This window comes from uncultured Collinsella sp. (assembly GCF_959026545.1).
Classification (GTDB): domain Bacteria; phylum Actinomycetota; class Coriobacteriia; order Coriobacteriales; family Coriobacteriaceae; genus Collinsella.
This window is the reverse complement of record NZ_CAUFLV010000009.1, coordinates 54,841-80,118: the sequence shown is the minus strand read 5'-3', so window position 1 is coordinate 80,118 and position 25,278 is coordinate 54,841. Positions and strand designations below refer to the sequence as shown.

The 25,278-nt window shown below is 62.2% G+C and carries 22 protein-coding genes; 20 read left to right on the top strand and 2 right to left on the bottom strand.

Going from position 1 to position 25,278, the window contains the following annotated elements; translation table 11 throughout:
• The first annotated feature begins 2 nt into the window (after nt 1-2).
• Nucleotides 3-1,976, top strand: coding sequence for a murein biosynthesis integral membrane protein MurJ (murJ, locus tag Q5Q88_RS05845; protein WP_294122857.1), 1,974 nt, complete (start codon nt 3-5; stop codon nt 1,974-1,976).
• Here the strand turns inward: murJ and Q5Q88_RS05840 are convergent.
• A complete protein-coding gene (locus Q5Q88_RS05840; RefSeq protein WP_118654006.1) occupies nt 1,973-2,683 on the bottom strand; it encodes an aspartate/glutamate racemase family protein in 711 nt (236 codons plus the stop codon). The genes murJ and Q5Q88_RS05840 overlap by 4 nt on opposite strands.
• 150 nt (nt 2,684-2,833) lie before the next feature.
• Between Q5Q88_RS05840 and Q5Q88_RS05835 the strand changes: the two genes are divergently transcribed.
• From Q5Q88_RS05835 to Q5Q88_RS05755, 17 genes are all read left to right on the top strand, one after another.
• Nucleotides 2,834-4,096 carry a hypothetical protein gene (locus tag Q5Q88_RS05835; RefSeq protein WP_302742265.1) on the top strand — a complete coding sequence of 421 codons (1,263 nt, stop codon included), beginning with the start codon at nt 2,834-2,836 and terminating at the stop codon, nt 4,094-4,096.
• Nucleotides 4,097-4,204: 108 nt separating this feature from the next.
• A complete protein-coding gene (gene uvrC, locus Q5Q88_RS05830) occupies nt 4,205-6,169 on the top strand; it encodes an excinuclease ABC subunit UvrC (protein WP_118654004.1) in 1,965 nt (654 codons plus the stop codon).
• Nucleotides 6,170-6,516: 347 nt separating this feature from the next.
• Nucleotides 6,517-8,130: an ABC transporter substrate-binding protein gene (locus Q5Q88_RS05825; RefSeq protein ID WP_302742264.1), complete on the top strand. Its 1,614-nt coding sequence runs from the start codon at nt 6,517-6,519 to the stop codon at nt 8,128-8,130.
• A 121-nt stretch (nt 8,131-8,251) separates the two neighbouring features.
• Nucleotides 8,252-9,211 carry an ABC transporter permease gene (locus Q5Q88_RS05820; RefSeq protein WP_294122849.1) on the top strand — a complete coding sequence of 320 codons (960 nt, stop codon included), beginning with the start codon at nt 8,252-8,254 and terminating at the stop codon, nt 9,209-9,211.
• Nucleotides 9,212-9,214: 3 nt separating this feature from the next.
• The gene (locus Q5Q88_RS05815) at nt 9,215-11,272 is read left to right on the top strand and encodes a dipeptide/oligopeptide/nickel ABC transporter permease/ATP-binding protein (protein ID WP_302742263.1); all 2,058 of its coding nucleotides are present in this window, start codon (nt 9,215-9,217) and stop codon (nt 11,270-11,272) included.
• Nucleotides 11,273-12,094 carry an ABC transporter ATP-binding protein gene (locus tag Q5Q88_RS05810; protein ID WP_302742262.1) on the top strand — a complete coding sequence of 274 codons (822 nt, stop codon included), beginning with the start codon at nt 11,273-11,275 and terminating at the stop codon, nt 12,092-12,094.
• Between the two features lie 138 nt (nt 12,095-12,232).
• Nucleotides 12,233-13,153, top strand: coding sequence for a dihydrodipicolinate synthase family protein (locus Q5Q88_RS05805; protein WP_302742261.1), 921 nt, complete (start codon nt 12,233-12,235; stop codon nt 13,151-13,153).
• A gap of 69 nt (nt 13,154-13,222) precedes the next feature.
• Nucleotides 13,223-14,191 carry an ROK family protein gene (locus Q5Q88_RS05800; RefSeq protein WP_302742260.1) on the top strand — a complete coding sequence of 323 codons (969 nt, stop codon included), beginning with the start codon at nt 13,223-13,225 and terminating at the stop codon, nt 14,189-14,191.
• A gap of 155 nt (nt 14,192-14,346) precedes the next feature.
• Complete coding sequence (locus Q5Q88_RS05795) at nt 14,347-15,027, top strand: N-acetylmannosamine-6-phosphate 2-epimerase (RefSeq protein ID WP_302742259.1); 681 nt, start codon at nt 14,347-14,349, stop codon at nt 15,025-15,027.
• Nucleotides 15,028-15,328: 301 nt separating this feature from the next.
• On the top strand, nt 15,329-16,249 hold the full coding sequence (gene rapZ / locus Q5Q88_RS05790) for an RNase adapter RapZ (protein WP_118653996.1): 921 nt from the start codon (nt 15,329-15,331) through the stop codon (nt 16,247-16,249).
• Nucleotides 16,250-16,252: 3 nt separating this feature from the next.
• Nucleotides 16,253-17,200 carry a DNA-binding protein WhiA gene (whiA, locus tag Q5Q88_RS05785; protein WP_118653995.1) on the top strand — a complete coding sequence of 316 codons (948 nt, stop codon included), beginning with the start codon at nt 16,253-16,255 and terminating at the stop codon, nt 17,198-17,200.
• A gap of 198 nt (nt 17,201-17,398) precedes the next feature.
• Nucleotides 17,399-18,424, top strand: coding sequence for a type I glyceraldehyde-3-phosphate dehydrogenase (gene gap, locus Q5Q88_RS05780; protein ID WP_118653994.1), 1,026 nt, complete (start codon nt 17,399-17,401; stop codon nt 18,422-18,424).
• 132 nt (nt 18,425-18,556) lie between these two features.
• Complete coding sequence (pgk, locus tag Q5Q88_RS05775) at nt 18,557-19,762, top strand: phosphoglycerate kinase (RefSeq protein WP_118653993.1); 1,206 nt, start codon at nt 18,557-18,559, stop codon at nt 19,760-19,762.
• Nucleotides 19,752-20,522 carry a triose-phosphate isomerase gene (gene tpiA, locus Q5Q88_RS05770; protein ID WP_302742258.1) on the top strand — a complete coding sequence of 257 codons (771 nt, stop codon included), beginning with the start codon at nt 19,752-19,754 and terminating at the stop codon, nt 20,520-20,522. Before pgk ends, tpiA begins: the two co-directional genes overlap by 11 nt.
• 69 nt (nt 20,523-20,591) lie before the next feature.
• The gene (gpmI, locus tag Q5Q88_RS05765) at nt 20,592-22,142 is read left to right on the top strand and encodes a 2,3-bisphosphoglycerate-independent phosphoglycerate mutase (RefSeq protein ID WP_294160228.1); all 1,551 of its coding nucleotides are present in this window, start codon (nt 20,592-20,594) and stop codon (nt 22,140-22,142) included.
• A gap of 123 nt (nt 22,143-22,265) precedes the next feature.
• Complete coding sequence (locus Q5Q88_RS05760; protein WP_118653990.1) at nt 22,266-23,006, top strand: transposase; 741 nt, start codon at nt 22,266-22,268, stop codon at nt 23,004-23,006.
• 52 nt (nt 23,007-23,058) lie between these two features.
• Nucleotides 23,059-23,469, top strand: coding sequence for a hypothetical protein (locus Q5Q88_RS05755; protein WP_147352851.1), 411 nt, complete (start codon nt 23,059-23,061; stop codon nt 23,467-23,469).
• On the opposite strand, the gene Q5Q88_RS09265 is transcribed toward Q5Q88_RS05755, so the two are convergent.
• Entirely contained in the window at nt 23,361-23,594 is a 234-nt protein-coding gene (locus Q5Q88_RS09265) for a GNAT family N-acetyltransferase (protein ID WP_158574840.1), read from the bottom strand. The two genes, Q5Q88_RS05755 and Q5Q88_RS09265, sit on opposite strands and share 109 nt — an antisense overlap.
• Before the next feature lie 244 nt (nt 23,595-23,838).
• On the opposite strand from Q5Q88_RS09265, the gene Q5Q88_RS05750 reads away from it, so the two are divergent.
• Together Q5Q88_RS05750 and secG are read left to right on the top strand one after the other, a co-directional pair.
• Nucleotides 23,839-24,465: an HAD family phosphatase gene (locus Q5Q88_RS05750; protein ID WP_294122828.1), complete on the top strand. Its 627-nt coding sequence runs from the start codon at nt 23,839-23,841 to the stop codon at nt 24,463-24,465.
• 171 nt (nt 24,466-24,636) lie between these two features.
• Nucleotides 24,637-24,891: a preprotein translocase subunit SecG gene (gene secG / locus Q5Q88_RS05745; protein WP_118653988.1), complete on the top strand. Its 255-nt coding sequence runs from the start codon at nt 24,637-24,639 to the stop codon at nt 24,889-24,891.
• The last annotated feature ends 387 nt before the right edge of the window (nt 24,892-25,278 follow it).

Genomic DNA, 25,278 nt, shown 5'->3' with positions numbered 1-25,278 from the left:
GCATGGCTCACGACGACGAAGCGTCACGCCCGGCCGGAGCTCACTTCGCGCAGCGCCCGACAATCGATCCGCGCGCGCCTCAGCGCCCGGATGAGACATCCCAATTCATCATGGCGGCTCAGGCGGGTGCTTCCTCCATGCGAGGAAACCGTCCCGTCTCACCCGATGAGACTGCCGTGTTCCTGCGTGCTGCGGCCTCACGCGATGCCGCTCCTGCCCCCCGGTTCGAGCCTGCGCCTATGGATGCATTTGACGAGACGAACGTATTCGACGAGATTCAGCCCGAGCCTGTCGCCCCAGTCGAGCTTTCCGAGCCGCAAGACACCTCCGTTGAGGAGGACGACCTTAGCCAGTCCGACTATGAGCAGGCTGGACGCTCGGCGGGCATGATGACCGCCCTCATCCTGGTGAGCCGTCTCACCGGCTTCGTGCGCACGTGGGCGATGGGCGCCGCGCTCGGCCTGTCCCTGCTCTCGTCTTCCTATCAGATCGCCTACAACCTGCCAAGCATGCTCTATGAGCTTGTGATCGGCGGCATGCTCATCACGGCGTTCCTGCCGGTCTACCTCGAGGTGCGCCGCGAACGTGGCGTCGCGGCGGGCAACGAGTACGTGGGCAATCTTCTCGGTATTCTGCTGCTCGTGCTGGGCGTCGCATCGGTTGTCGCCACCATCGGCGCGCCTGCGGTGATTTGGACGCAATCGTTCATGAGCGCCGACACCGGGCAGATGGACACGGCGATTTACCTCTTCCGCTTTTTCGCCATCGAGATCCTGTTCTATGGCCTGGGCTCGGTGTTCTCGGGTGTGCTCAATGCGCATCGTGATTACTTCTGGAGCAATTTCGCCCCGGTGTTGAATAACGTCGTGGTCATCGCGAGTTTCGCCGCATTCTTCGTCCTTGACGAGGTCCTCCACGTCGACCAGATCATCAGCGTCACTGTGCTCGCCGTGGGTACGACGCTCGGCGTGTTCATCCAGATGGCGTGCCAGATCCCCGCGTTGAAAAAGCACGGGGTGCATCCGCGCCTGCACGTTGATTTCTCCGACCCCAATCTGCGCAAGACCCTGGCCCTGGGCATCCCCACGCTCGCCGCGACGGTTTGCGCCTTCATAACCGCCAGCGTCCAGAATGCGGCTGCTCTGAACGTCCAACCCGAGACGGGCGCCTCGGTGGTGGCCTATTCGCGCCTGTGGTACACGCTGCCCTACGCCCTGTTCGCCGTCCCCATCACGACCGCCCTCTACACCGAGCTCGCCCGTGACGCGGCGCGCCACGATGACGATGCCGTGCGCGAGGGCGTCGCCCGGGGCATCGCGCAGATGCTCTTCATCCTCATCCCATTCGCGCTGTACCTCATCGTGTTCAGCGAGCCGCTCAATATGGTGTATTGCGTGGGCAAATTCGGGCTCGAAGGTGTGAGTCTGGTGAGCGAATACCTTTGCTGGCTCGCTCCGGCGCTGCCCATTTACGGCGTATGCGTCTTGCTCCAGAAGAGCTGCTCCGCCCTTATGGACATGAAGCCCTATGCCTTCTCGACCGTGCTCGGCGCCCTTGCGCTCGTCGTGGTCGCCTTGGGCGGCGGCGTGGCCTTGGGCGGCGGCATGCCCGTCATCGCATTTGCGACGAGCGCCTTTTACATCGTCGCCATCGTCATCACGTTGGTGTGGATGCGCAGGCGCCTCCACGGGCTGATGCTCGGCACCATGGCTCGGGGCCTGTTCTTCGGGCTCATCTTGGGTGGGATCGGCGCCGTGGCTGGCTGGGGCGCGATGCAGGCCCTCCAGTCGATTTTTGGCCCCATCATCATCCAGTCGGCGACGGGTCCAGTTGCCGCCCCCATTCTCAAGACGGTCGGCTATATCGCCGTCGCGGGTATCGTGTCCCTGATCGTGACGTTTGTGCCCGCGGTTGTCATGAAACTGCCCGAGGCGAGCATGTTCACCTCGATTCTCCGACGCTTTGCGCGTCGTTAGCGGTGGTGCTCGAGGTAATACGAAACGCAGCGGTCGGCGAGGACGTCCATCGAGTCGATGAGGTAATCGGGTTTATGCGTGAGGTCCTGATAGACGACTGATAGCTCGGTGCAGCCCACGATCACCGCATCGCACCCGTTCTCGTGCATTCGCCGTGCGAGGTCGAGGAACGCCGTGGGGTCGTAGGGGAGGTTTCGCTTGACGCGGTCGTAGATAAGCGGCATCACGATGCCGCGCTGGTCCTTCTCGCTCGGCGCCATCACCGAGAGTCCCGCATCGGACAGATAGCTTTGGAACACCCCGGAGGACAACGTGCCATCGGTCGCAAGGAGGCCGATGGTCGCGTGCTCCCCATGCATCTCGACGATTCGGGCGGTCGTTTCCCGCATGATGTTGAGTACGGGGACCGTCGCGCTTTCGGCGATCTGTTCGTAGAAATAGTGGGCGGTGTTGCAGGGAATCGCGATGAAATCGGCACCTGCGCGCTCGAGCCACAGCACGACGCGCGTCATCTCCGGAAGGGGATTGGGATTGCCGCCATCGAGGATATAGGCAGTGCGATCCGGGATCTGAGGGTCGTTGAAGACGATCATGGGGATGTTGTCCTGGTCGCAGCTGGCCGGCGTCTTCTTGATGACGAGCTCCATGAAGTATGCGGTCGCCAGCGGGCCCACGCCCCCAAGCACGCCGAGAACAGGCTTATGCATGTTTTGCTCCCTCGATGGTCTCTTGCTCACGGTAGGTCGAGTCGCGCCCCGGGCCTGCCGATAAAGGGTAGAATGCGGGGTCGATGGAACGTTCGCGCCGTACGCGGTCCCACGCGACGGCGTCCATTATAGCGAAGGGATTTGTAGCTTATGAGACCCGCCCGCCCCGCCCAAAGCGACCTGCCGCGCGTGCTCGCTCCCGTCATCTTGGGGTCCGATTTCTGCTGCTATTCATATATCCGCTGCTTCTGGGAGGCGTATGGCGTCAAGCCGATCGTCCTGGCGTCTGCGGACATCAAGTCGGTGCGCAGCCGGTTTTGCGACTACCGCGTCATCCCCGGCATCGACAAGCCAGAGGTCTGCCTGCCTGAGCTCGCGCGCTTGGGCGATGAGCTCATCGCCGCGGGCAAGGTCCCGTTCCTCGTGGGCTGCGGCGACCATTATGCCCGCCTGGTGTCCGAGAACAAGCCCCAGATTGAGGAGCGCTGGTACACGCCCTACCTCGACTTCGAGCTTCTCGACGACATCACGCAGAAGGAGCGCTTTTACGAGATCTGCGAGGAGATCGGCGTTCCGTACCCCAAGACGGTCTACCTCGATTGCGGCGACAAGACCGCGACGGTGGACGACGGCGGCTTCATGTATCCAGTGATCGCCAAGCCGTCGAACTCGGCTGCCTGGCACTACGCCGAGTTCGAGGGGCAGCAGAAGGTGTACCTCATCCACAGCCGCGAACAGCTCGAGGCGCTCTATAAGCAGCTCCAGGAGACGACCTACGACAAGCTCCTCATCGTCCAGGAGTTCATCCCGGGCGACGATACGCAGATCCGCATTCTGTCGACGTACCTGGACGCCGCCGGCGATCCCATCTTCATGGTGGGTGGCCGCGTGATGGTGGAGGACCACTCCCCAACTGCCATCGGCAATCCGGCGGTGATCGTGTCCGAGCAGCTCGATGCCGTGAGCAACGACGCCCTGCGCTTCATGCGCCATGTGGGGTATCGCGGCATGGCGAATTTCGACGTCAAGTACGACGAGCGTGACGGCACGTACAAGTTCTTCGAGATCAACACCCGCCCCGGCCGTAGCTCCGATTTCGTGCGTCAGGCGGGCATCAACTTCGCCCAAGTCCAGGTGGACGATGTCCTCATGGGGGAGAAGCGCGCCCGCATCTCCAACACCAAGCCCTTCATCTACACCACGGTCCCTCCCTATGTGGTCAAGCGCTCCATTGACGACGCCGCGATTCGCAGACAGGTCCTCGATGGCTTCCGCTCCGGGCTCACCCATTACGCCCTCGATTGGGATAAGGACTGTCTGGGTCAGCGCTTCTGGTCGAGGGTGACCTACTACCACCAGATTGACAAGTTCCGCAAGTACTTCTGGGGCGACGGCGCCAAGGACTTGGCGTAACGCCGTCCGTCCAGCGGCCCAACGGCCCGAGCGCCTGAATTCCGAGGACCTATGGCAGATCCGAATACAACGCCGTCAAAGTTGCAGGTAGCGCACCCCGGCGTGCATATGCCCGTAGCGCCCTTCTCCGTGAGGGCGGCAAGCGAGCATGTGCGCGAGCAGGGCGCCGGGCATGCCCCGAGTCTTGTGGATCAGGTGGCGAAGGTGCCCACCGATCCCGGGTGTTACCTGTGGAAAGACGCCGATGGCGCCGTCATATACGTGGGCAAGGCCAAGAACCTGCGCGCGCGTCTTCGCCAGTACGTGACGCTCACCGACGATCGCGCCAAGATCCCGCTCATGATGCAGCTCGTCGCCTCGTTCGACTACATCGTGGTCGAAAGCGAGCACGAGGCGCTTGTGTTGGAGCGCGAGCTCATCGCTCAGTATCATCCGTACTTCAACGTCGATTACAAGGACGATAAATCCTATCCGTATATCGCCATCACGCGCGGGGACCTGTTTCCCGCCATCAAGTACACGCGTGAACGGCATCGCCCGGATACGCGCTATTACGGTCCCTACACCGATAGTCGCGCCGCGCGAGAGACGATCGACACGCTGCGCAAGGTGTGTCCTGTCTGCTCCGCCTCGTGTGCGGAGTGGAAGCGCGTGCGCCGTCTGCTCGACAAACGCCCCGCAGATGCCGACGTTATCGAGCTCATATGCGCACAAAAGGGGCGCCCGTGCTTTGACTACCATGTGGGAAGGGGCCCGGGCGTATGCGCCGGGATGATCTCATCGGACGAGTACGCCAAGAACGTGCGCCGTGTCGAGCGCTTCCTGTCCGGTCAGCGTCGCGAACTCACGAATGAGCTCAAGGTGGACATGGCGGATGCCGCGGCCTCACTTGATTTCGAACGCGCGGGGCGCATCAAGCGTCGGCTCGAGGTCATCGACGGCCTGGACGATCGACAGCAGGTCGTGTTTCCCACGGGCGTCGACCTCGATCTTATAGGCTTTTACCGTGAGGAGACCATTGCCGGTGCCTGCGTTTTCGTGGTGCGAGAGGGACGAGTTCAGCGCACGTGCGAGTTCATCTTGGACAAAGGCTTCGATGTGGATGAGGCTGAGCTCGTCGCGGGCTTTGTAAAACGCTATTACGATGAGACCGCCGACATTCCGGGTGAGGTGGATGTGCCGGTTGAGCTTGCCGACGCCGAGGTGATGGGGGGGTGGCTCGCCGCCAAACGCGGTCGTGCGTGCCGTCTGCATCATCCGCAACGGGGCGAAAAGCGCCGGCTGCTCGATATGGCGGCCAAGAACGCCCGGCATGCCCTCATGCGTTACATGATGCGAACGGGGTATTCCGACGATCGCACGAACCAGGCCCTGCTGCAGCTTGAGAGTGCGTTGGCCCTCGACGCGCCTCCCCTGCGCATCGAGTGCTTCGATATCTCGACCCTGCACGGCGCGTTCACCGTCGCCTCGATGGTCGTGTTCACCAATGGAAAACCCGACAAGTCTCAGTATCGCCGGTTCAAGATCCGGGCAGAGCTCGACGAGGCGAACGACTTCGTATCCATGTCCGAGGTCCTGGGACGGCGTTATGCACCCGATCGGATGGCAGATGAGCGCTTTGGCAGCCGACCCGACCTGCTTGTGGTCGACGGTGGCAAGCCGCAACTTACCGCTGCGATGCGGCAGCTCGCCGAGCTCGGGCTCGACATTCCCGTTTGCGGCCTTGCGAAGGCGGACGAGGAGGTGTTCGTCCCTTGGGATGACACTCCCATTGTGCTGCCGAGCGGCTCGGCGTCGCTGTACCTCATCAAGCAGGTGCGTGACGAGAGCCACCGGTTCGCCATCACGTTCCACCGCGAGCTGCGCGGCAAGGCCATGACGACCTCGATTCTGGATGAGGTCCCCGGCGTGGGTCCTACGCGGAAGAAGGCGATTATGCGCCACTTCGGCTCCATGAAGAAGCTCCGTGCGGCGCGTGTCGAGGAAATCGCGGCGGTGAAGGGCGTTCCCGCGGACGTGGCCCGCGCGATCTATGAGAGCCTGCGCGCACTGGATGCCGATCGTTCCGAGTAGCCCGGAGTATCTCCGGGCTCGGGGAGCACGCTGGTCGTCCCGTGTATGAAACTGGTATGAAATGTGGCAGGTTAAAAGATAGGTTTTCGATGAGTCTTAATACCAGTGAAACAAAGCAATAAGCTGCGCCTTTAGATAAATAAAGCGCTAGAATCCAGAACTGGTATTAGCGCTAGTACCAATACTGGGGAATGTCAAGAATCTCGTGAACGGTTCGATTTGCCGCCTGCGCGGAAGTCGAACCGTTCATCGAAGGGATTCTCAAAAAGCAAGGAGGCGCCGTTAGTCTTAAGTTGTCTGTAATATGCGCCGCGCTTGCGGCGTGTGAGCGCTTGATTGGAGTACCCATGCGCGATCTTATGAACAAGGGCCTGTCCCGCCGCACCTTCCTCGGTCTCGCCGGTGGCACCGCCGCCGTCGCCGGCCTCGGTCTTGCCGGCTGCGGTGGCGGCAAGGACGAGCCCGCAGGCTCCGCTCCCGCCGAGGGCGGTAACAAGGGCGGTGGCGTGATCACCGCCGGCTCCGCGTACACCACCACCAACTTCGATCCCTCCAGCACCTCCTCCGCTCTCGCTTGCGGCACCAACTGGCATGTCGTCGAGGGCCTTTATGGTCTCGACTTCCATGACTACAGCGTCTTCAACGAGCTCGCCGCCGGCGATCCCGAGCAGGTCGACGACACCACCTTCGATATCGCCATCCGCAAGGACGCCAAGTTCTCCGACGGTACTCCCGTCACCGCCGACGACGTCGTGGAGTCCTTCAAGCGCGCCAACGCCGAGGGCAACATCTACGTCCCGATGCTCGCTCCCATCGCCGACGTGGTGAAGAAGGACGACGCCACCGTCACCGTCACCACCACCGTCCCGAACTTCTCCCTCCTCAAGGAGCGTCTCGCCATCGTCCGCGTGGTCCCCGCTTCCTCCACCAAGGAGGACATGACCGCAAAGCCCCTCGGCTCCGGCCCCTGGATGTATGAGACCATCAATGACTCCATCGTCGAAATGGTCCCGAACCCCGAGTACAACGGCGATCACCCGGCGCTCGACGAGAAGCTTCACTACGACATCCTCGTCGACCCGACCGCCCGCGTTCAGGCCCAGCAGGAGGGCACCACGCTCGTCATGGAGATGGTCACCGCTGACGCCGTCGAGCAGCTCGAGGCTGCCGGCTGCCAGATGGACACCGTCGACGGCTTCGGCACCCGCTTTATGCTCTTCAACACCCAAAAGGCTCCGTGGAACGACGCCAAGGCCCGCCAGGCCGTCATGTACGCCCTCGATTACGACAAGATGATCGAGAACGCCTTCGCCGGTCTCGCCACCGCCCCCACCTGCTACCTGCCCAAGTCCTACACCAACTACAACGAGGCCTCCGTCGTTTACAAGCACGACGTCGACAAGGCCAAGAAGCTCCTGGAGGAGGCCGGCGTGACCGGTGGCTCCATCAAGCTCCTCACCACTGACAACGAGCAGGTCAAGAGCATGTCCGTCCAGGTTCAGCAGGACCTCAAGGAGCTCGGCTTCGATGCTGAGATCGTGACCCGCACCACCGCCGACACCTACGCCGACATCGACGGCGGCGGCGACTTCGACCTCCTGCTCGCCCCTGGCGATCCTTCCTGCTTCGGCGCCGATCCCGACCTCCTCATGAACTGGTGGTACGGCGACAATGCCTGGATGAAGGTCCGCGCCCGCTGGAGCGAGTCCGCTGAGTGGAAGGAGCTCACCGCTCTCATGGCCTCTGCTCTCGAGCAGACCGGCGACGAGCAGCAGAAGACCTGGAACAAGTGCTTCGATATGATCGCCGAGCAGGCTGTCCTGTACCCGGTGCTTCAGGTCAAGACCGTCACCGCCTCCTGGCGCGACACGCCGAACGGCGACGGCGTCCGCATCGACGGCTTCAAGGGCATCGGCACCACCGGCATGTCTTTCATCGACTGCGCCACGGTTTCCGAGTAATCAGGTGACCGCATCGCGCCCGCCCGTTCAGGGCGGGCGCGAAACATGAACGTGGGGGGCTCGGGTGACGTGGTCTGCTCGAGCCCCCCACAACCTATTTGCAAGAGAAGAGGGGGAAGAAGTGAATAACCTTTTGCGCCTCATCGGCCGACGTCTGGTCGCGCTGCCCATCATGGCGCTCGGCGTCACGCTGCTGGTGTTCGGCCTCATGTCGTTCACCGACCCGAGTATTCCCGCGCGTAACGCCCTCGGCGAGGGCGCCTCGCAGGAGGCCATCGAGCAGTACATGGAGGATCAGGGCCTGAATGACCCGCTCCCTGAGCGCTACGTCAACTACATCGGCGGTCTGCTCCACGGCGACCTGGGCACGTACGGCGCCGGTCGCACGCCCGTTGTCGACCGCATCGCGTCCGCGCTGCCCGTCACGATGCAGCTCACGTTCATCGGATTGATCATCGGCGCGGTCGTCTCGTTCGTGCTCGGCGTCATCGCGGCGCTGTATCGCGACAAGTGGCCCGATCAGCTCATCCGCGTGTTCTCGATCGCGGGCATCGCGACGCCGTCCTTCTGGTTCGCCGTCCTTTTGATCCTGCTGTTCTCGTCTTACATGCACCTGCTGCCCGCCTCTGGCCCGCTGCCGCATTTCACCTCCAACCCCGGTGGCTACCTGGCTCGCATGCTCATGCCCGCCATCGCGCTTGCATTCCCGCTCACTGGCCAGATGACCCGTATCGTGCGTACGGCTATGGTCGAGGAGCTCGATAAGGACTACGTCCGCACGGCCCGCGGCGGCGGCCTGCCCGAGTTCGTGGTCATCGCCCGCAACGTGCTGCGCAACGCGCTCATCACGCCGGTCACCACGCTCGGCCTCAAGATCGGCTACCTCATGGGCGGCGCCGTCGTCATCGAGGTCATCTTCAACCTGCCCGGCATGGGCACGGCCATCCTCGCCGGCATCACGGGCGGCGAGACCATGCTCGTCCAGGGCGTCGTCATCGTCGTGGCTCTGGCCTTCGTCATCATCAACATCGTGGTTGACATGCTTTACCTGCTCATCAACCCGCGCATTAGGACGGTGTAGGCCATGGTTAAGATTCGCGAAGAGCAAACTGAGAAGCTCGAGGAGGCCGCTTCCAAGGGCATGAAATTCGGCGGCTTCAAGAACATGAAGCTCAGCAGCAAGATCTCCCTGGTCCTGCTCGTGCTCGTGGCGCTCACCGCCATCTTGGCGCCCGTGATCGCCCCGCACGACCCGCTCGAGATTTTCACCGCTCGCCAGGCCCCTGGCGACGGCTTCCTGTTCGGCACCGACGACAAGGGTCGCGACATCTTGTCCCGTATGCTCTACGGTGGTCGTTACTCGCTTGTCATCGGTTTCGGCGCGACGCTGTTCGCCTTGTTCTTCGGTTCGATCATCGGCGCTATCGCCGCTGTCGCCCGTAAGAGCATCTCCGAGGTCATCATGCGCCTCCTGGACATCATCATGTCCGTTCCCGGCATCGCCCTCGCCGCCGTCCTCGTGCTGATCTTGGGCAATTCCGTCCCGGCCATCATCTTCTCGATCGGCTTCATGTACACCCCCCAGATCGCGCGCATCGTGCGAGCGAACATCGTGTCCGAGTACGGCGAGGACTACGTCCGCGCGGTCATCGTCTCCGGCGCCCAGGCACCGTGGATCTTGATCAAGCACGTGCTTCGCAACTGCATCGCCCCCATCATGGTCTTCACCGTGACCCTCGTGGCCGACGCCATCATCTTCGAGGCGTCCCTCACCTTCATCGGCGCCGGCATCACCGAGCCCACCGCGACGTGGGGCAACATCCTCGCCGATGCCCGCGGCGGCGTTCTGGCCGGCCGCTGGTGGCAGGCCCTCTTCCCGGGCATCGCCATCATGGTCACCTGCCTTGCCCTGAACATCCTGTCCGAGGGTCTCACCGACGCCATGGCCGCCAAGCCCGGCGCGATGGTCGCCACCGATGACGAGGACGCCGAGTCCCGTCGCGCCGACGACATCCTGGCATCCGACCCCGTTCGCGCGTACGCCGAGCAGGCCGAGAGCCTCAATCGCCGTCTCGCGGCCCTGCGCGAGGTCGAACTCAAGCGTACCGACCGCCATGTCCCCGACATGAGCGTCCCGCCGCTGCTGCAGGTCAAGAACCTCTCGATCAACTTCGATCACCACGGCGACGTCAATGTGGTCGACAACGTCTCCTTCGACGTACGCCCTGGCCAGTGCATGGCGCTCGTGGGCGAGTCCGGCTGCGGCAAGTCCATCACCACCAAGGTGATCATGAGCCTCACCGATGCGGACGAGCACATGACCGGCGAGGTCCTCTTCGACGGCCAGGACCTGCTCAAGCTCACCAAGGAGGAGCACCGTCAGCTCCTGGGTCACGAGATCGCTATGGTCTATCAGGACGCTCTGTCCTCGCTCAACCCCTCTATGCTTATCTCCACCCAGATGAAGCAGCTCACGAGCCGTGGCGGGACCCGCAGCGCCGAGGAGCTCCTCGAGCTCGTCGGCCTCGACCCCAAGCGCACGCTCGAGAGCTATCCGCACGAGCTCTCCGGCGGTCAGCGTCAGCGTGTGCTCATCGCCATGGCGCTCACCCGCGACCCCAAGCTCGTCATCTGCGACGAGCCCACCACCGCGTTGGACGTCACCGTTCAGAAGCAGGTCATCAAGCTCCTGAACGACCTGCAGTCCAGGCTTGGTTTCGCGATGATCTTCGTGTCGCACGACCTTGCCCTCGTGGCCGAGGTCGCCAGCGAGATCACGGTCATGTATGCCGGTCAGGTCATCGAGCAGGCGCCCACCAAGGAGCTGCTCACCAACCCGATCCACGAGTACACCCGCGGTCTGCTCGGCTCCGTTCTTTCCATCGAGGAGGGCGCCAAGGACGGCACCCGCCTGCATCAGGTTCCGGGTTCCGTTCCGTCGCCGCAGGACTTCCCCAAGGGCGACCGCTTCGCCCCACGCTCGAGCCATCCCACGCTCGGCCTGGACGTCCATCCCGTCATGAAGCAGCTCCCCGGCAGGGACCATGTGTTCTCCGAGCTGCCCGATGAGTACCTCAAGGAGAACGGGCTCACGCCGTACCTCGAGAAGATTGCCACCGCGACCGCACAGGAGGTGATGTAGATGAGCGCCGCCGCTGAGAAGGAGCCGATCATCTTCCTCGACGATATCTCCGTCACGTTCAAGACGCGCACCGGCTCCCTGCTGCACCCCAACCTGGTGCACGCCGTCAATCACGTCACCATCAAGCTCATGCCCGGCGAGACGATCGGCATCGTCGGCGAGTCCGGCTGCGGCAAGTCCACCACGGCGAACGTCATGTGCGGCCTGCAGAGCCCCACATCCGGCAAGGTGTACTTCAAGGGCCAGGACGTTACCAAGCGGACCGCGGACCTGCGCAAGCAGATGGGCCGCGTCGTGTCGGTCGTCTTCCAGGACCCCGCAACCGCCCTCAACCCGCGCATGATCGTTCACGACCAGCTGCTCGATCCGCTGCTGGTCCATCAGGTGGGAAGCACCGCCGAGCAGGAGAAGCGCATCAAGGAGCTCGTCGAGCTCGTGGGCCTGCCCAAGAGCGCCCTGCGCGCCATGCCCGGCCAGCTCTCCGGCGGTCAGCGCCAGCGCGTTGCCATCGCCCGCGCCATGTCGCTCAACCCGTCCGCCATCATCGCCGACGAGCCCACCTCGGCCCTCGACGTGTCGGTTCGCGCGCAGATTCTCAACCTGCTCACCGACCTCAAGAAGGACCTCGGGCTGTCCATGATGTTCATCTCGCATGACATCCAGACGGTTCGCTACATCTCCGATAAGATCGTGGTCATGAACCATGGCCAGATTATGGAGGAGGGCCCTGCAAAACAGGTCTTCGAGAACCCACAGGACCCCTACACCAAGATGCTGCTCGGCGCGGCTCCCTCGCTGCTCCATCCGAACCTCGGGAAGTAGGCGGCTTTTGGTCGCGGCGCGCACGAGATACGTGCGCGCCGCGTTTGCTCGCACGGGCTCGCGTTACGGCCCGATTCCGTGCGAGGCAGCGTTGAACGCCCGGCGCCCGCCGGGAACACAGATAAGGAGTGAACATCCATGGCCAACAAGCTATATCGCGGCGTCATCCCGCCGGTCGTCGTCCCTGATACCGAGGACCGCGAGCTCGACGTCGTATCATTCGAGCGCAACATCAACCGCATGATCGATGCCGGCGTGGACGGCCTGTTCTTCCTGGGCTCCTCAGGCGAGGTCGTCTTCTCCACCGATGAGCGCCGCGACCAGATCGTCCGGGAGGCCGTTCGCATCGTCGACCACCGCGTCCCCGTGTTCGTGGGCATCATCGACACCGAGACCGAGCGCGTACTCGAGCACGGCCGTCGCGCCCAGGAGCTCGGCGCCGACGTGCTCGTCGCGACCTGCCCGTTCTACGCCCTCGGTGGCCTCGCCGAGGTGGAGGAGCACTTCCGCATCCTGCACGAGGAGCTCGACCTGCCCATCTTCGCGTACGATATCCCGGTCTGCGTCCACACCAAGCTCCCCTGGAAGCTCCTTGCCAAGCTCGGCGCAGAGGGCGTGCTCGCCGGCGTCAAGGACTCCTCCGGCGATGACATCTCCTTCCGCTACCTGTGCCAGGAGAACGAGAAGCTCGGTCACCCGCTGAGCTTGCTCACCGGTCACGAGATCGTGGTCGATGGCGCATATCTCTCCGGCGCCGATGGTTCCGTGCCCGGTTTGGGTAACGTTGACCCTGATGGCTACGTGCGCATGTGGAAGGCCGCCGAGGCGGGAGACTGGTCGACGGTCAAGCTCGAGCAGGATAAGCTCAACGAGCTCTCCCATATCTTTGATTGTACCGATGGCGTGCAGGGTTACGGCGCGGGTGTGGGTGCTTTCAAGACCGCCCTCATGCTCATGGGTATCTTTGAGTCCAACCAGATGCTTCGCCCGGTCAAGGCACTCGAGGGCAAGAACGTTGAGGCGATCCGCGAGGTCCTCGCTGTCAGCGGCCTGCTGTAAGATTCGGCAAAGTCCGACCGCGTGCACGTTGAAGGGCACGCGGTCGGTACGTGTATTGGGAGGTTGAGCATGTCTCTTGAACCCCGCTACGTGTGTTCCGTCGATATCGGTGGTACCAAGATCGCCAGCGCCATCCTTGAGTATCCCGCTTCGGGCGGCCGCCCCCAGGTGGTGTATAGCGCCGAGGTGCCCACGTGCGCCCAAGAGGGTGGCGAGGCCGTGTACGCGCGCATCGAAGGCGCAATCCGTGCGGCGCTCGAGGAAAAACCTGAGCTCAGGGTGCTCGGCGTAGGCTTGGGTTCGGCTGGCGTGGTCGATCCCAAGACGGGGGCAATCGCCTATGCTAACGCGATCATGCCCGGCTGGAGTGGGATCGAGCTTGGGCCGCGTTTGCGCGAGGCTCTGAATATGCCGGTCGAGGTCATAGGCGATGTGCAGGCACATGCGCTGGGCGAGGCCCATTGGGGCGCGGGCCGCGGCCATTACTCCGTGTTGTGTTTGGGTATCGGCACGGGCATCGGCGGCGGCTACGTTGAGGACGGTCGCGCCATGCGCGGCTTCCACGGTGCCGCCGGCCACATGGGTCACATCGAGTGCACGGCTGCGGCAGGCATCGACTGCGCCTGTGGGCGTTCGGGCCATCTCGAGTCCGTGGCCTCAGGCACTTCGATCGGGCGCATGTTCGATGAGCGCTACGGTCGAGTGGATGGAAGCCGTCCCTCAGTGGGCCGCGACGTCAACGATCTGTGTTGTGCTGGTGACGAGCGCGGCGTCGACGTCATCCACGATGCCGGCTTTTCGCTCGGTGCGAGCCTGGGCTCCCTGGCCAACATTCTCGACCCCGAGGTGATTGTCCTTTCCGGTGGCGTCATCCATGGCAAGGACGGTTGGAGAAGCGTCACTTGGCGCGACTCCATCCGTGAGGGCTTTGCCAGCCAAGCGCTCGACCCACTGCTCGACACGCCGATTCTCATCGGCACCCTCGAGGGCGAGGCCCCTCTTATCGGCGCCGCCGAGAACCTTTTAGCGTCACTTTAGTCGGGCGGCTTTCCACTGCACCCCACCTCGCCCTTCAATCGTCGGGTGCCGCACGCCGGGCGTGCGCCCTCCTCATTCAAGGCGATCTGCAGCACTTGGGAAGGCCTTGGAAACCCCATACATCCGGGTAGATTTAACCTGCAAGGAGTAATCCTATGAACCCCATTATTGAATCGCTTAAGGGCAGGCTCATTGTGAGCGTCCAGGCATACCCCGGCGAACCACTGCGTACGCCCGAGCACATGGCGGCCATGAGCCGCGCCTGCGAGCTCGGCGGGGCGGCCGCCATCCGCTGTCAGGGTCTTTCCGACATCGCGGCCATCAAGGGCCGCGTGGAGATTCCCGTCATCGGCCTGTGGAAGGACGGACACGAGGGCGTCTATATCACCCCGACGCTGCGCCATGCCCGCGCGTGCATCGCCGCCGGTGCCGATATCGTTGCCATTGATGCCACGGACCGTCCGCGCCCCGACGGTAAAACGCTTGAGGACACGGTTCGCCCCCTCAAGGAGGAAGGCATCCTGCTCATGGCCGACTGCATGACCATCGAGGATATCCGCCGTGCCGTCGAGCTTGGATTCGACCTCGTGTCGACCACGTTGTCGCACAACAAACCGGCGATCGAAACCACGCTGGACGAGGGCCCGGACCTACCGCTGCTGCGTCAAGCCACCTCGGAGTTCCCTAACCTGCCCATCATTTGCGAGGGTCATGTCCACACCCCCGCCGAGGGCCGCGCCGCCATCGACGCCGGTGCCTGGGCTGTGGTGGTGGGCACTGCTATCACGCACCCCACAAGCGTCACCAGCTGGTTCAAGGCCGCGCTTGAGGAGTAGGCCCACCTGTCGGCCGAGGATATATTCTCTGCGGGTGCGGTTCCGCTTCGCTCCACAAAACACCCTCCAAGAATATACCCCCGGCCTTAAGGCGATATTGACGATCGAAAATGCCCCGCCTCATGTGAGGTGGGGCTTTTTACTGAGAAGGCTCATGATGCCGTAACGCGAAAGAGTGGGGCATATCATTCCGCACACAGTTTCGCACGAGCCGGGACTGTTTGAGCACGGGGATGATATGCCCGCCCTCTCGAGCAGTCGACCAAGTAGGTATACTGGTGGCAGTTGAACAGGAGGCACCATGTCAGATTCGAACAGCATCACCTCGGCTGAGCTTGCCGATCGCGTACCGGACATCGTCATCATCACGGGCATGTCGGGCTCGGGCCGTACGCAGGCGATGCACGTGTTCGAAGACATGGGTTACTACTGCATCGATAACCTGCCGCCGAGCCTCATCTTGCAACTCGCTGAAATCATCGGCATCAACTCCGGCGTGGGGCGCCACCTATGTGTGACGAGCGACCTGCGCAGCCAAGGCCTGTTTGACGAGTTGCTCGATACCATCGACTCACTGCGAGCTCATGAGATGACCTGCAAGGTCGTGTTCCTCGAGGCCTCCGATGAGGTGCTCATCCGCCGGTACAGTGAGAATCGTCGTCGCCATCCACTCGCGAAGCAGGGCGATACCACGGCAGATGCCATCCAGCGTGAGCGCATCGCCCTTTCGAGCATCCGCGAACGAGCCGACATGGTCATCGATACGAGCCGCATGCGCACGTCCGCCCTGCGCAAGCGTCTCCAGACCGCTTTTTCCGAGCTGACCGACCAACAGCTCATGGATGTCCATGTGTTCTCGTTCGGCTTCAAACACGGCTTGCCCGTCGAGGCCGATCTCATGATTGACGTCCGCTTCCTGCCCAATCCCTTCTACGACCCCGAAATGCGGACACTCACGGGCCTCGATGCAATGGTGGCGGACTTCGTGATCGAGCATCCCAAGACGAAGGAGTTCCTCGATGCGTGGTTCAAGCTTCTCGACGTCGTGATGCCGGGTTACATCGCGGAGGGTAAGCCCCAACTTTCCATTGCCGTGGGCTGTACGGGCGGCCAGCATCGTAGCGTTGCCATTGCGGAGGCGACCGGCCGCTATCTCGAGCGCCAGCACTATCACGTGGGCATCTCGCATCGCGATCTTGCCAAGGCGAACCTCAGGGGGTAGTCCGTGTCGTTTACCGCCGAAGTCCGCGACGAGCTCGCGCGCTGTGCGCCCGAGTGCGCATACTGCGACGTCTCCACACTCTCAGCGCTCGTGCGCGTGTGCGGCACCCTTTCCATCACGGGCAAGGGAGGCTATCAGCTGCAGGTCGCCACCGAGACAGGTGCCGTGGCACGTACGATGATCGAGCTCACGCACAAGATCCTCAAGCTCAAAACCGATCTCACGGTCCGCCGATCGATTTTGCATAAAGTCCGTAACTACCTCATCGTCCTGCCCGACCAGCCCGACCTTGAGAAGGCCCTCGTTTTACTGGGGATTCTCGATCGGTCGGGGAGCCTGGTCCAAGGGGTGCCCCGACATGTCGCCAACCGCGCCTGCTGTCGAAGGGCCTTTGTGCGTGGGAGCCTTATCGCCGGCGGGTTCGTCGCCGATCCCAAGGGCGACTTTCATTTGGAGATCGCTGTGCAGGGGGAGCAGTTTGCCCACGACCTTGCGAGCCTCATCGCGGGCATGGGCGTGAAGGCGCGCGTCAACCCCCGTCGCGGCGCGTATGCGGTCTACATAAAGAGCGCGGAGGACATTAAGCGCTTGCTCTCGCGCTTGGGTGCCGAGCGCGCAGTGTCTGAGATCGAGGACGCCCGTGCGGTCAAGTCGGTCAAGAACGAGGTGAATCGCCGGGTCAATGCCGAGCTTGCAAACCAGACGCGGTCGGCTGGCGCTGCGCAACGGCAACTCGAGCTCATTGAAGCTCTTGAGAAACTGGGCTTGCGGCGCAGCTTGCCCGAGGGACTCGAGACCTTTTGCGCGTTGCGCGAGTCCCATCCAGACTTGTCTCTCAGGGATCTGGGGGAGCTTGCGGATCCGCCGCTTTCGAAATCGGCCTTGTACCATCGCGTCTTGCGCCTCGAGAAGATGGTGGAGGAGGCGCACACGGGCACCGCCGAACCGTGACCCCCTGCTTGAAGGCTCATGGCGGGGGAGAAAGATACGCTCAGACATGATGAAGCGTTTCAACAGGCGAGATTTATTCGAAAGTTCCCAATCCCGCGAATGAGCAAGCGGAAAACGGTTATATTTGGTGAGTGGTTAGTTTTCGGACTTCAACGGCGGGCAGGGAGCCCGCGGGAGGTCCAATGAAAGGAGACACACATGGCAGTTAAGGTTGCTATCAACGGCTTCGGTCGTATCGGTCGTCTGGCCTTCCGTCAGATGTTCGGTCACGAGGGCTCCGAGATCGTCGCCATCAACGACCTCACCTCTCCCGACATGCTCGCGTACCTGCTGAAGTACGACTCCACGCAGGGCAACTACTCCCGCGATCACAAGGTTGAGGCCACCGAGGACTCCATCATCGTCGACGGCAAGGAGATCAAGATCTACGCCGAGGCTGACGCTAACAACCTGCCTTGGGGCGACCTCGACGTCGACGTCGTGCTCGAGTGCACCGGTTTCTACACCTCCAAGGCCAAGGCCCAGGCTCACATCAACGCTGGCGCCAAGAAGGTCGTCATCTCCGCTCCTGCGGGCAACGACCTCCCGACCATCGTGTACAACGTGAACCACGAGGATCTCACGGCTGAGGACAACATCATCTCCGCCGCTTCCTGCACCACCAACTGCCTCGCCCCGATGGCCAAGGGTCTGAACGACTTCGCTCCCATCGTGTCCGGCATCATGACCACCATTCACGCCTGGACCGGCGACCAGATGCCGCTCGACGGCCCGCAGCGCAAGGGCAACAAGCGTCGTGGCCGCGCCTGCGCCGTCAACATCGTCCCCAACAGCACCGGTGCCGCCAAGGCCATCGGCCTCGTTCTCCCCGAGCTCAACGGCAAGCTCATCGGTGCCGCTCAGCGCGTTCCTACGCCGACCGGCTCCCTCACCAACCTCTACGCCGTTGTTGACAAGGAGGTCACCGTCGATGAGGTCAACGCCGCTATGAAGGCTTACGCCGAGACCATCTCCGAGACCTTCGCCTACAACGAGGACGACATCGTCTCCACCGACATCATCGGCGAGACCCACGGCTCCATCTTCGACGCCACCCAGACCATGTGCAACCCGCTGGGCAACGGCCAGACCCTGGTGCAGGTCGTCTCTTGGTACGACAACGAGAACTCCTACACCTCCCAGATGGTCCGCACCATCAAGTACTTCGAGAAGTTCGTCGCCTAAGTTGAGCGGCTTCTCTCGCATCTAGACCAAGCGTCTATAGGAGGGCGCGGCCTCATGGCGTATGCCCGGGGTCGCGCCCTTTTTACCTGCAAGAGGCGATACCGCCCTTGCTCGATACAGAAAGGATTGGACATGGCTTTCACTAAGAAGACCGTCCGCGACATCGACGTCGACGGCAAGCGCGTCCTCGTCCGCGTCGACTTCAACGTGCCGATCAAGGATGGCGTCGTGGGCGACACCACCCGCATCCAGGCCGCTCTCCCGACCATCAAGTACCTGGTCGATCACAACGCTCGCGTCATCCTCATGAGCCACCTCGGCCGTCCGGATGGCACCGGCTTCCAGGCTGAGTTCTCCCTCGAGCCCGTTGCCGCCAAGCTCGCCGAGCTCTCCGGTCTTGACGTGACCTTCGTTGCCGATACCTATGGCGAGAAGGCCGCCGCTGCCGTTGAGGCGCTCGAGGCCGGCAAGGTTCTCGTGCTCGAGAACGTCCGCTTTGACAAGCGCGAGAAGAAGAACGACCCCGAGATCGCCAAGATCCTGGCCTCCTACGGTGACGTCTTCGTGCTCGACGCCTTTGGTACCGCTCACCGCTCTCAGGGATCCGTGGTCGGCCCCGCCGCCTACCTGCCCGCCGTCGCCGGCTTCCTGCTCGAGAAGGAGGTCGACACGCTGACCGGCATCTTCGCCGCTCCCGAGCGTCCCTTCGTCGCTATCGTCGGCGGCTCCAAGGTCTCCTCTAAGATCGGCGTGCTCGATCACCTCATCGATTCTGCCGACACCCTGATCATCGGCGGTGGCATGGCCTACACCTTCTTCCTGGCCAAGGGCTACAAGACCGTCGGTACCTCCCTCAAAGAGGAGGACTGGGTCGAGCGCGCTGCCGAGATGCTCAAGAAGGCCGAGGACAAGGGCGTTCAGATTCTGCTTCCGATCGACAACGTCGTTGCCGACCACTTCGGTGAGGACGCTACCGGCGAGGTCGTCGCTTCCGACTCCATCCCCGAAGACCGCATGGGCATGGACATCGGACCCAAGACCGAGGCGCTGTACGCCGAGGCCATCAAGGGTGCCAAGACCGTGTTCTGGAACGGCCCCATGGGCGTCTTCGAGTTCGATAACTTCGCCCACGGCACTCAGGCTGTCGCCGAGGCTGTTGCCGAGCTCAAGGACAACGGTGGAACGTCCATCATCGGTGGCGGCGATTCCGTCGCGGCCGTCAACAAGTTCGACCTTGCCGACAAGATGAGCTGGATCTCCACCGGTGGTGGCGCTTCCATGGAGCTCGTCGAGGGCAAGGCTCTTCCTGGAGTGGAGGCTCTGAACGATGCCGAGTAACCGTACCACCTTTATTGCGGGCAACTGGAAGATGAACAACGACCGCGAGGAGGCCAAGGCTCTCGCCTCCGCCCTCGTCGAGGCCCTGCCCGAGGTTCCCGCGGGCGTCGAGGTGTGCGTCTGCCCCCCGACGATCGATCTGTGCTGCGTCTCCCACAAGCTTGACGGCTCCGCTGTCAAGCTCGGTGCCCAGAACGTCTACTTTGAGGCCAAGGGTGCCTATACCGGTGAGACCTCCGTTGCCATGCTCAAGTCCGTTCCGGTGCAGTACTGCATCATCGGTCACTCCGAGCGTCGCGACTACTTCCACGAGACCGACGAAGATCAGAACAAGAAGGCCGCCGCGCTCATCGCCGGTGGCATCGTTCCGATCTTCTGCTGCGGCGAGCCCCTTGAGGTCCGCGAGTCCGGCACCTATGTTGAGCACGTGGTGGCTCAGGTGAAGGCTGGCTTGACCGGTCTCGAGGTCACCGATCCTTCCCAGCTCGTTGTCGCTTACGAGCCCATTTGGGCCATCGGCACCGGCAAGACCGCCACTGCCGATGATGCCCAGGAGGTCTGCGGCGCCGTGCGTGAGGCTCTCGCCGAGATCTTCGGCGCCGAGCTCGCCGAAGGCATCCGCGTTCTGTACGGCGGCTCCGCCAAGCCCGGCAATATCGCCGAGCTCGTGGCCAAGCCCGATGTGGACGGCGCCCTCGTGGGTGGCGCGTCCCTCGTGGCCGAGGACTTTGCTTCGATGGTCGTGAAGGCCGCGGAGTAGCACCCGTTAGGTCCCGGGCCGTGGCGCAGCGCGCTGCGGCCCACTCTTTTGAAAAGGGGATAATTAGCCATGGCTAACCATCATCTTCCCGCACTCCTGTGTATCATGGACGGCTTCGGCCTTGCGCCCGAGGGAGCCAACAACGCCGTGAGCGCTGCCAGCACGCCGTTCATCGACGGCCTGTACGCCAAGTATCCGCATACCACCCTCGGCGCCTCTGGCGAGGACGTCGGCTTGCCCGACGGCCAGATGGGCAACTCCGAGGTCGGCCACCTCAACATTGGTGCCGGCCGCATCGTGTTCCAGGAGCTCTCCCGCATCAACAACGCCATCAAGGATGGCTCGATCAAGGAGAACGAGGTTTTCGTCAAGGCCATGGACGACGTTGCCGCTACTGGTAAGACGCTGCACCTCATGGGCCTTATGAGCCCTGGTGGCGTGCACTCCATGCAGAGCCACTGCGAGGCGCTCGTCTCCATGGCCGCCGAGCGCGGCGTTAAGACCGTGCGCATCCACTGCTTCATGGATGGCCGCGATGTCGACCCGCAGTCCGGCGCCGGTTATGTATCCGAGCTTGTCGCCTTCCTGGGCGAGTTGTCCGAGAAGACCGGTTGCGATGCTCGCGTCGCCACCGTCTCCGGCCGTTACTGGGCCATGGACCGCGACAACCGCTGGGAGCGCATCGAGCGCGCCTATGACGTGCTCGTGAACGCTTGCGACGCCGATGCCGACCCGGTCGAGGGCATCAAGGCCTTCTACGAGAAGGATCCGCGCGGCGACGAGTTCGTCGATCCCTTCGCCTGCCACAACGAGGGCATTCACGCCGGCGATGCTGTCATCTTCTTCAATTTCCGCCCCGACCGTGCCCGTCAGATGACCCGCGCCTTCACCGATGCGGAGTTCGACGGCTTCGAGCGCGAGAAGATCGCCCTTTCTCACTTTGTGACTATGACTGAGTACGACCCCACGTTCGACGTCGAGGTCGCCTTCCCCAAGACGTTCCCCGAGAATGTCCTGGCCGACGTCATCGCCGCCAATGGGCTTAAGCAGCTCCACACCGCCGAAACCGAGAAGTACGCCCACGTGACGTTCTTCCTGAACGGCGGTATTGAGGAGCCCAAGGCCGGTGAGGAGCGCGTGCTCGTGGCTTCGCCGAAGGTCGCCACCTACGACCTCAAGCCCGAGATGAGCGCCCCGGAGGTCACCGAGAAGCTCGTCGCTGCCATCAACGAGGATCGCGCCGACTTCTACATCGTGAACTTCGCCAACTGCGACATGGTGGGCCACACCGGCGTGTTCGAGGCTGCCGTTAAGGCTGTCGAGGCCGTGGACCACGCGCTGTCCCAGGTCATTCCGGCCATCCAGGCCAAGGGTGGCTTCGCGCTCATCACCGCCGACCACGGCAACGCCGACCACATGTACGACGTGGTTGACGGCGAGAAGAAGCCCTTCACCGCGCACACCACCAACCGCGTGCCGTTCATCATCGTGAGCGACACCGCTAAGCTCACCGGCATCGAGGATGGTCGCCTGTCCGACATCGCCCCGACCATGCTCACCATGGCCGGCCTCGAGCCCAGTGCCGAGATGACCGGCCGCGTGCTCGCTGTCGAGGAGTAGCCGGACTCGCCAAAAGCCCCCGGCCCTTTTGGTTGGAAAGCTGTCACCTGTTCGAGGTGGCAGCTTTTTTCTTAGGCATTGGGTACAAGGTGGAACACGCGGGCCGATGGGGGAGGGGTTGCTATGGCAAGAGCGTCTCGATTGCTTTCGAGTACGGGCGTCTACCATGTTATGACGCGAGGTGCAGGACGTCAGATTATCTTCAACGATGACCTGGATCGTCGAATGTACCTTGATTTTTTACGGCAGGCTATCAAAAAGTACGATATCTCGTTGCTTGCATGGTGCTTGATGGACAACCACACTCACCTGCTGATTGAAGACGGCGGGGACGGTCTCGTTCGGGCGATTCACTATCTTGACTCGCGATATGCCCAGCATTTCAACATCCGAAACGGGCATATCGGCCCGGTGTTCCAAGGCAGGTTTCTGAGCAAGCCGGTTGAGAGCCAGGCATATATGCTCCAGGCAATTCGGTACATTCACGACAATCCCTGTTCATTGGGAATCGGGCGAGATGAGTATCGATGGAGCAGCTATTCTGAATATGCAAGAGGGGACGGCCTGGTGGATTCTCGATTTCTATTCGAGGCGATTGGCGGACGCGAGCACTTCGAGGAGTTCAGCGCTGCCGGCAAGGCAGACGTGTACTACCCGCGTATGGGTAGCCGGATGGACCAGGCAGAGCTTGCGGAAGCCGCGCGTATTGCGACGGAGGGAAAGGACCCGTCAGCGGTAGCCGCGCTGCCCGTTCCCGAACGCGATCGCATCTTGAGGAGAATGAAGGAGGTTGGCCTTTCATACCGGCAGATCGAGCGTTTGACCGGGCTGGGCCGTTATCTCATCAAGCGCGTTGTTGGATGAGTGAAGTACCAACCAGCCAAAAGGGCCGGGGGCTTTTAGTTGGGGAGGTTTCATGCTCGTATTGAGAAACGAAACGGCCATCCTGCGTGATTTTATCGAAAGCGATATCGCTGACCACATCCGCTGGGAAACGGACGAGACGGAATGGAAGCTGTGGGACGCTCCTTGGGAGCATGAGGGGAAGTCCGACAAAGAGCGTGCAGTCGAGCTCGAAGGGGATATCGAGCGCATGCGCGGATGGGTTGCGCGCAACAAGGCGCTTGCCGACGACGTGCGCCGTACCAAGTTCGAGGTTTGCCTGGCGGACTCTGACAACCCGCTTCGAGCGATCCATGTGGGCAGTTGTGCGACCTATCAGCAACCAAAAGGGCCGGGGGCTTTTGGTTGGGCTCTGAGCAGGCGCGTCCCGATGCCACGGTGCCAATGCGAACGCCGTACGGATATGCCGAGCTCCTCGCGATGAGCCAAGCGAGGGCGCGTGCTGCCAGCAAGATTGCCGTCGCCCACGACCTCGCCTTCCTCGACCGCAACGAGTAAAACGCTTTCGGGTGCCTCATGCGCGCTCGGCCTCAACGGAAGAGGCAACACATTCCGAGCCGAACGTGAGGTTATCGGTCTCTCCGCCCACGGTTTTCAAGCAGGAGAGCAGCGCCTCTGCGTCTTCACCGTGCGCTTCTCAGATAACAAGGTGATAGTCCGCCATGCGTGCTCCCCTCTTGATGTCTTTCTTGCCGCTATGATACTGCTTGAAAAAGGACGGAAACACCATGATGCTCGTTTGGGCGCGGGGCGTGTATGCACGCCTTGGCATCTGGGCCAACCGGGAGGTTCCATGGATCGGATAGTCTTCTTCGACATCGACGGGACGCTTACAAGGGGAGTGACCTCGGGTGCCTATCTCGCAAATCTGCTCGGCCATGGGCACACCATGGAAGAGGCGGAGGCAGCTTGCGCGCGAGGCGAGATTACAAACGACGACGTCTGCCGGATAGACGCTGCGGGATATGTGGGACGCTCTGCCAGCGAGCTATTCGATATGCTTGAGGACATGCCACTTGTGGACGGCATCACTCAAGCTGTCGATGCGATTCATGCGGCTGGCGGTGAGGCCCATATTGCTTCACTTGCTTGGGGCATTGTGGGGGAGTACCTCTGCAAGCGCTTTCGGTTTGATGGTTATGTTGGTTCGGAGCTGGAAGTCGAGAATGGCGTATGCACGGGCGGCGTGGCGCATGCGCTTGAGGGCGAGGGAAAGTGCTCATACGCGCGTGAACTCTGTGAAAAGCGCGGCGTAGCTCTTGCGTCCTGCATGGCTATTGGCGACAGCCGTTCCGACATCCCGCTGTTCGAGCTGGTAGGCACTTCGATTGCCTTCAACGCCACCGAAGAAGCAGAGCGTGCGGCAACGAACGCCTACCGTGGGGGTAATATCGCCGAAGCGCTGGCGTGCGCCTTATAGGCAGCGAGAAAGCGTGGCCAACCAAAAGGGCCGGGGGCTTTTGGTTGCGAGGGCCTCACAAGGCCCGCACGAGGTCCGCTCGCCTACTCTCCATTTGTAGTTTCGTGGAAGAACAGGGGGAGTGTGGTACCATTACCCGCTGTACGTGAATTCAGCTTAGAAGGAGTCCTCGTGGGTCCGTTCCAGATCATCCTCTTTGGCGTGTGGGCGCTGTCCACGCTTCTGCTCATCGCGCTCGTCCTCATGCATTCCGGCAAGGGCACCGGCGTCTCCGATATGATCGCCAGCTCTCTGTACAACGCCAGCACCGCCACGGGTGTCATGGAGAAGAATCTCGACAAGCTCACCGTGATTGTGGCCTGCGTCTTCGCCGCCTGCGTCGTGCTCGCCATGTTCTTCTTCCCACAGGGCATCGTCGGTCTGTAGGCCAAACGCCCACCAACCACATTGCGTGCATCGGCCCGTTCGGAGTGAATCCGGACGGGCTTTGTCATGGGGCGATCGGGAGCCTATGCATGTCTGCATCAAGTGTTACACACTTGAAACAATACGTTGGCGAAAGATATCCATTTGATCGTTCTTTTATGCACTAAAGTACGGTTTATCATGCAAATGCTTCGCCAAACTAAAGAAAATGTGCGCCGATTACCAGAAACCTCATACTCCATTATGCAAAAGTGCGCTAATGTATTGACCATCGCGCGTGACCGATCAGCCTAACGGTCTCGCGAAGAGCAAGCGGGATGCGATACGTGTTCGCACCTCCGGTCGCACCAAAGGGGTGCATATCCGGCTCCGCGTTCCGTGAACCTG

Bases quoted from the DNA above. Each gene is read 5' to 3' on its own strand.
- gpmI (WP_294160228.1), top strand. From the start codon at position 20,592: ATGGCTAACCATCATCTTCCCGCACTCCTGTGTATCATGGACGGCTTC.
- Q5Q88_RS05755 (WP_147352851.1), top strand. From the start codon at position 23,059: ATGCTCGTATTGAGAAACGAAACGGCCATCCTGCGTGATTTTATCGAA.
- Q5Q88_RS05760 (WP_118653990.1), top strand. From the start codon at position 22,266: ATGGCAAGAGCGTCTCGATTGCTTTCGAGTACGGGCGTCTACCATGTT.
- pgk (WP_118653993.1), top strand. From the start codon at position 18,557: ATGGCTTTCACTAAGAAGACCGTCCGCGACATCGACGTCGACGGCAAG.
- Q5Q88_RS05825 (WP_302742264.1), top strand. From the start codon at position 6,517: ATGCGCGATCTTATGAACAAGGGCCTGTCCCGCCGCACCTTCCTCGGT.
- Q5Q88_RS05805 (WP_302742261.1), top strand. From the start codon at position 12,233: ATGGCCAACAAGCTATATCGCGGCGTCATCCCGCCGGTCGTCGTCCCT.
- murJ (WP_294122857.1), top strand. From the start codon at position 3: ATGGCTCACGACGACGAAGCGTCACGCCCGGCCGGAGCTCACTTCGCG.
- Q5Q88_RS05800 (WP_302742260.1), top strand. From the start codon at position 13,223: ATGTCTCTTGAACCCCGCTACGTGTGTTCCGTCGATATCGGTGGTACC.
- Q5Q88_RS05795 (WP_302742259.1), top strand. From the start codon at position 14,347: ATGAACCCCATTATTGAATCGCTTAAGGGCAGGCTCATTGTGAGCGTC.
- Q5Q88_RS05840 (WP_118654006.1), bottom strand. From the start codon at position 2,683: ATGCATAAGCCTGTTCTCGGCGTGCTTGGGGGCGTGGGCCCGCTGGCG.
- tpiA (WP_302742258.1), top strand. From the start codon at position 19,752: ATGCCGAGTAACCGTACCACCTTTATTGCGGGCAACTGGAAGATGAAC.
- Q5Q88_RS05835 (WP_302742265.1), top strand. From the start codon at position 2,834: ATGAGACCCGCCCGCCCCGCCCAAAGCGACCTGCCGCGCGTGCTCGCT.
- gap (WP_118653994.1), top strand. From the start codon at position 17,399: ATGGCAGTTAAGGTTGCTATCAACGGCTTCGGTCGTATCGGTCGTCTG.
- Q5Q88_RS05810 (WP_302742262.1), top strand. From the start codon at position 11,273: ATGAGCGCCGCCGCTGAGAAGGAGCCGATCATCTTCCTCGACGATATC.
- uvrC (WP_118654004.1), top strand. From the start codon at position 4,205: ATGCCCGTAGCGCCCTTCTCCGTGAGGGCGGCAAGCGAGCATGTGCGC.
- rapZ (WP_118653996.1), top strand. From the start codon at position 15,329: ATGTCAGATTCGAACAGCATCACCTCGGCTGAGCTTGCCGATCGCGTA.
- Q5Q88_RS05750 (WP_294122828.1), top strand. From the start codon at position 23,839: ATGGATCGGATAGTCTTCTTCGACATCGACGGGACGCTTACAAGGGGA.
- Q5Q88_RS05815 (WP_302742263.1), top strand. From the start codon at position 9,215: ATGGTTAAGATTCGCGAAGAGCAAACTGAGAAGCTCGAGGAGGCCGCT.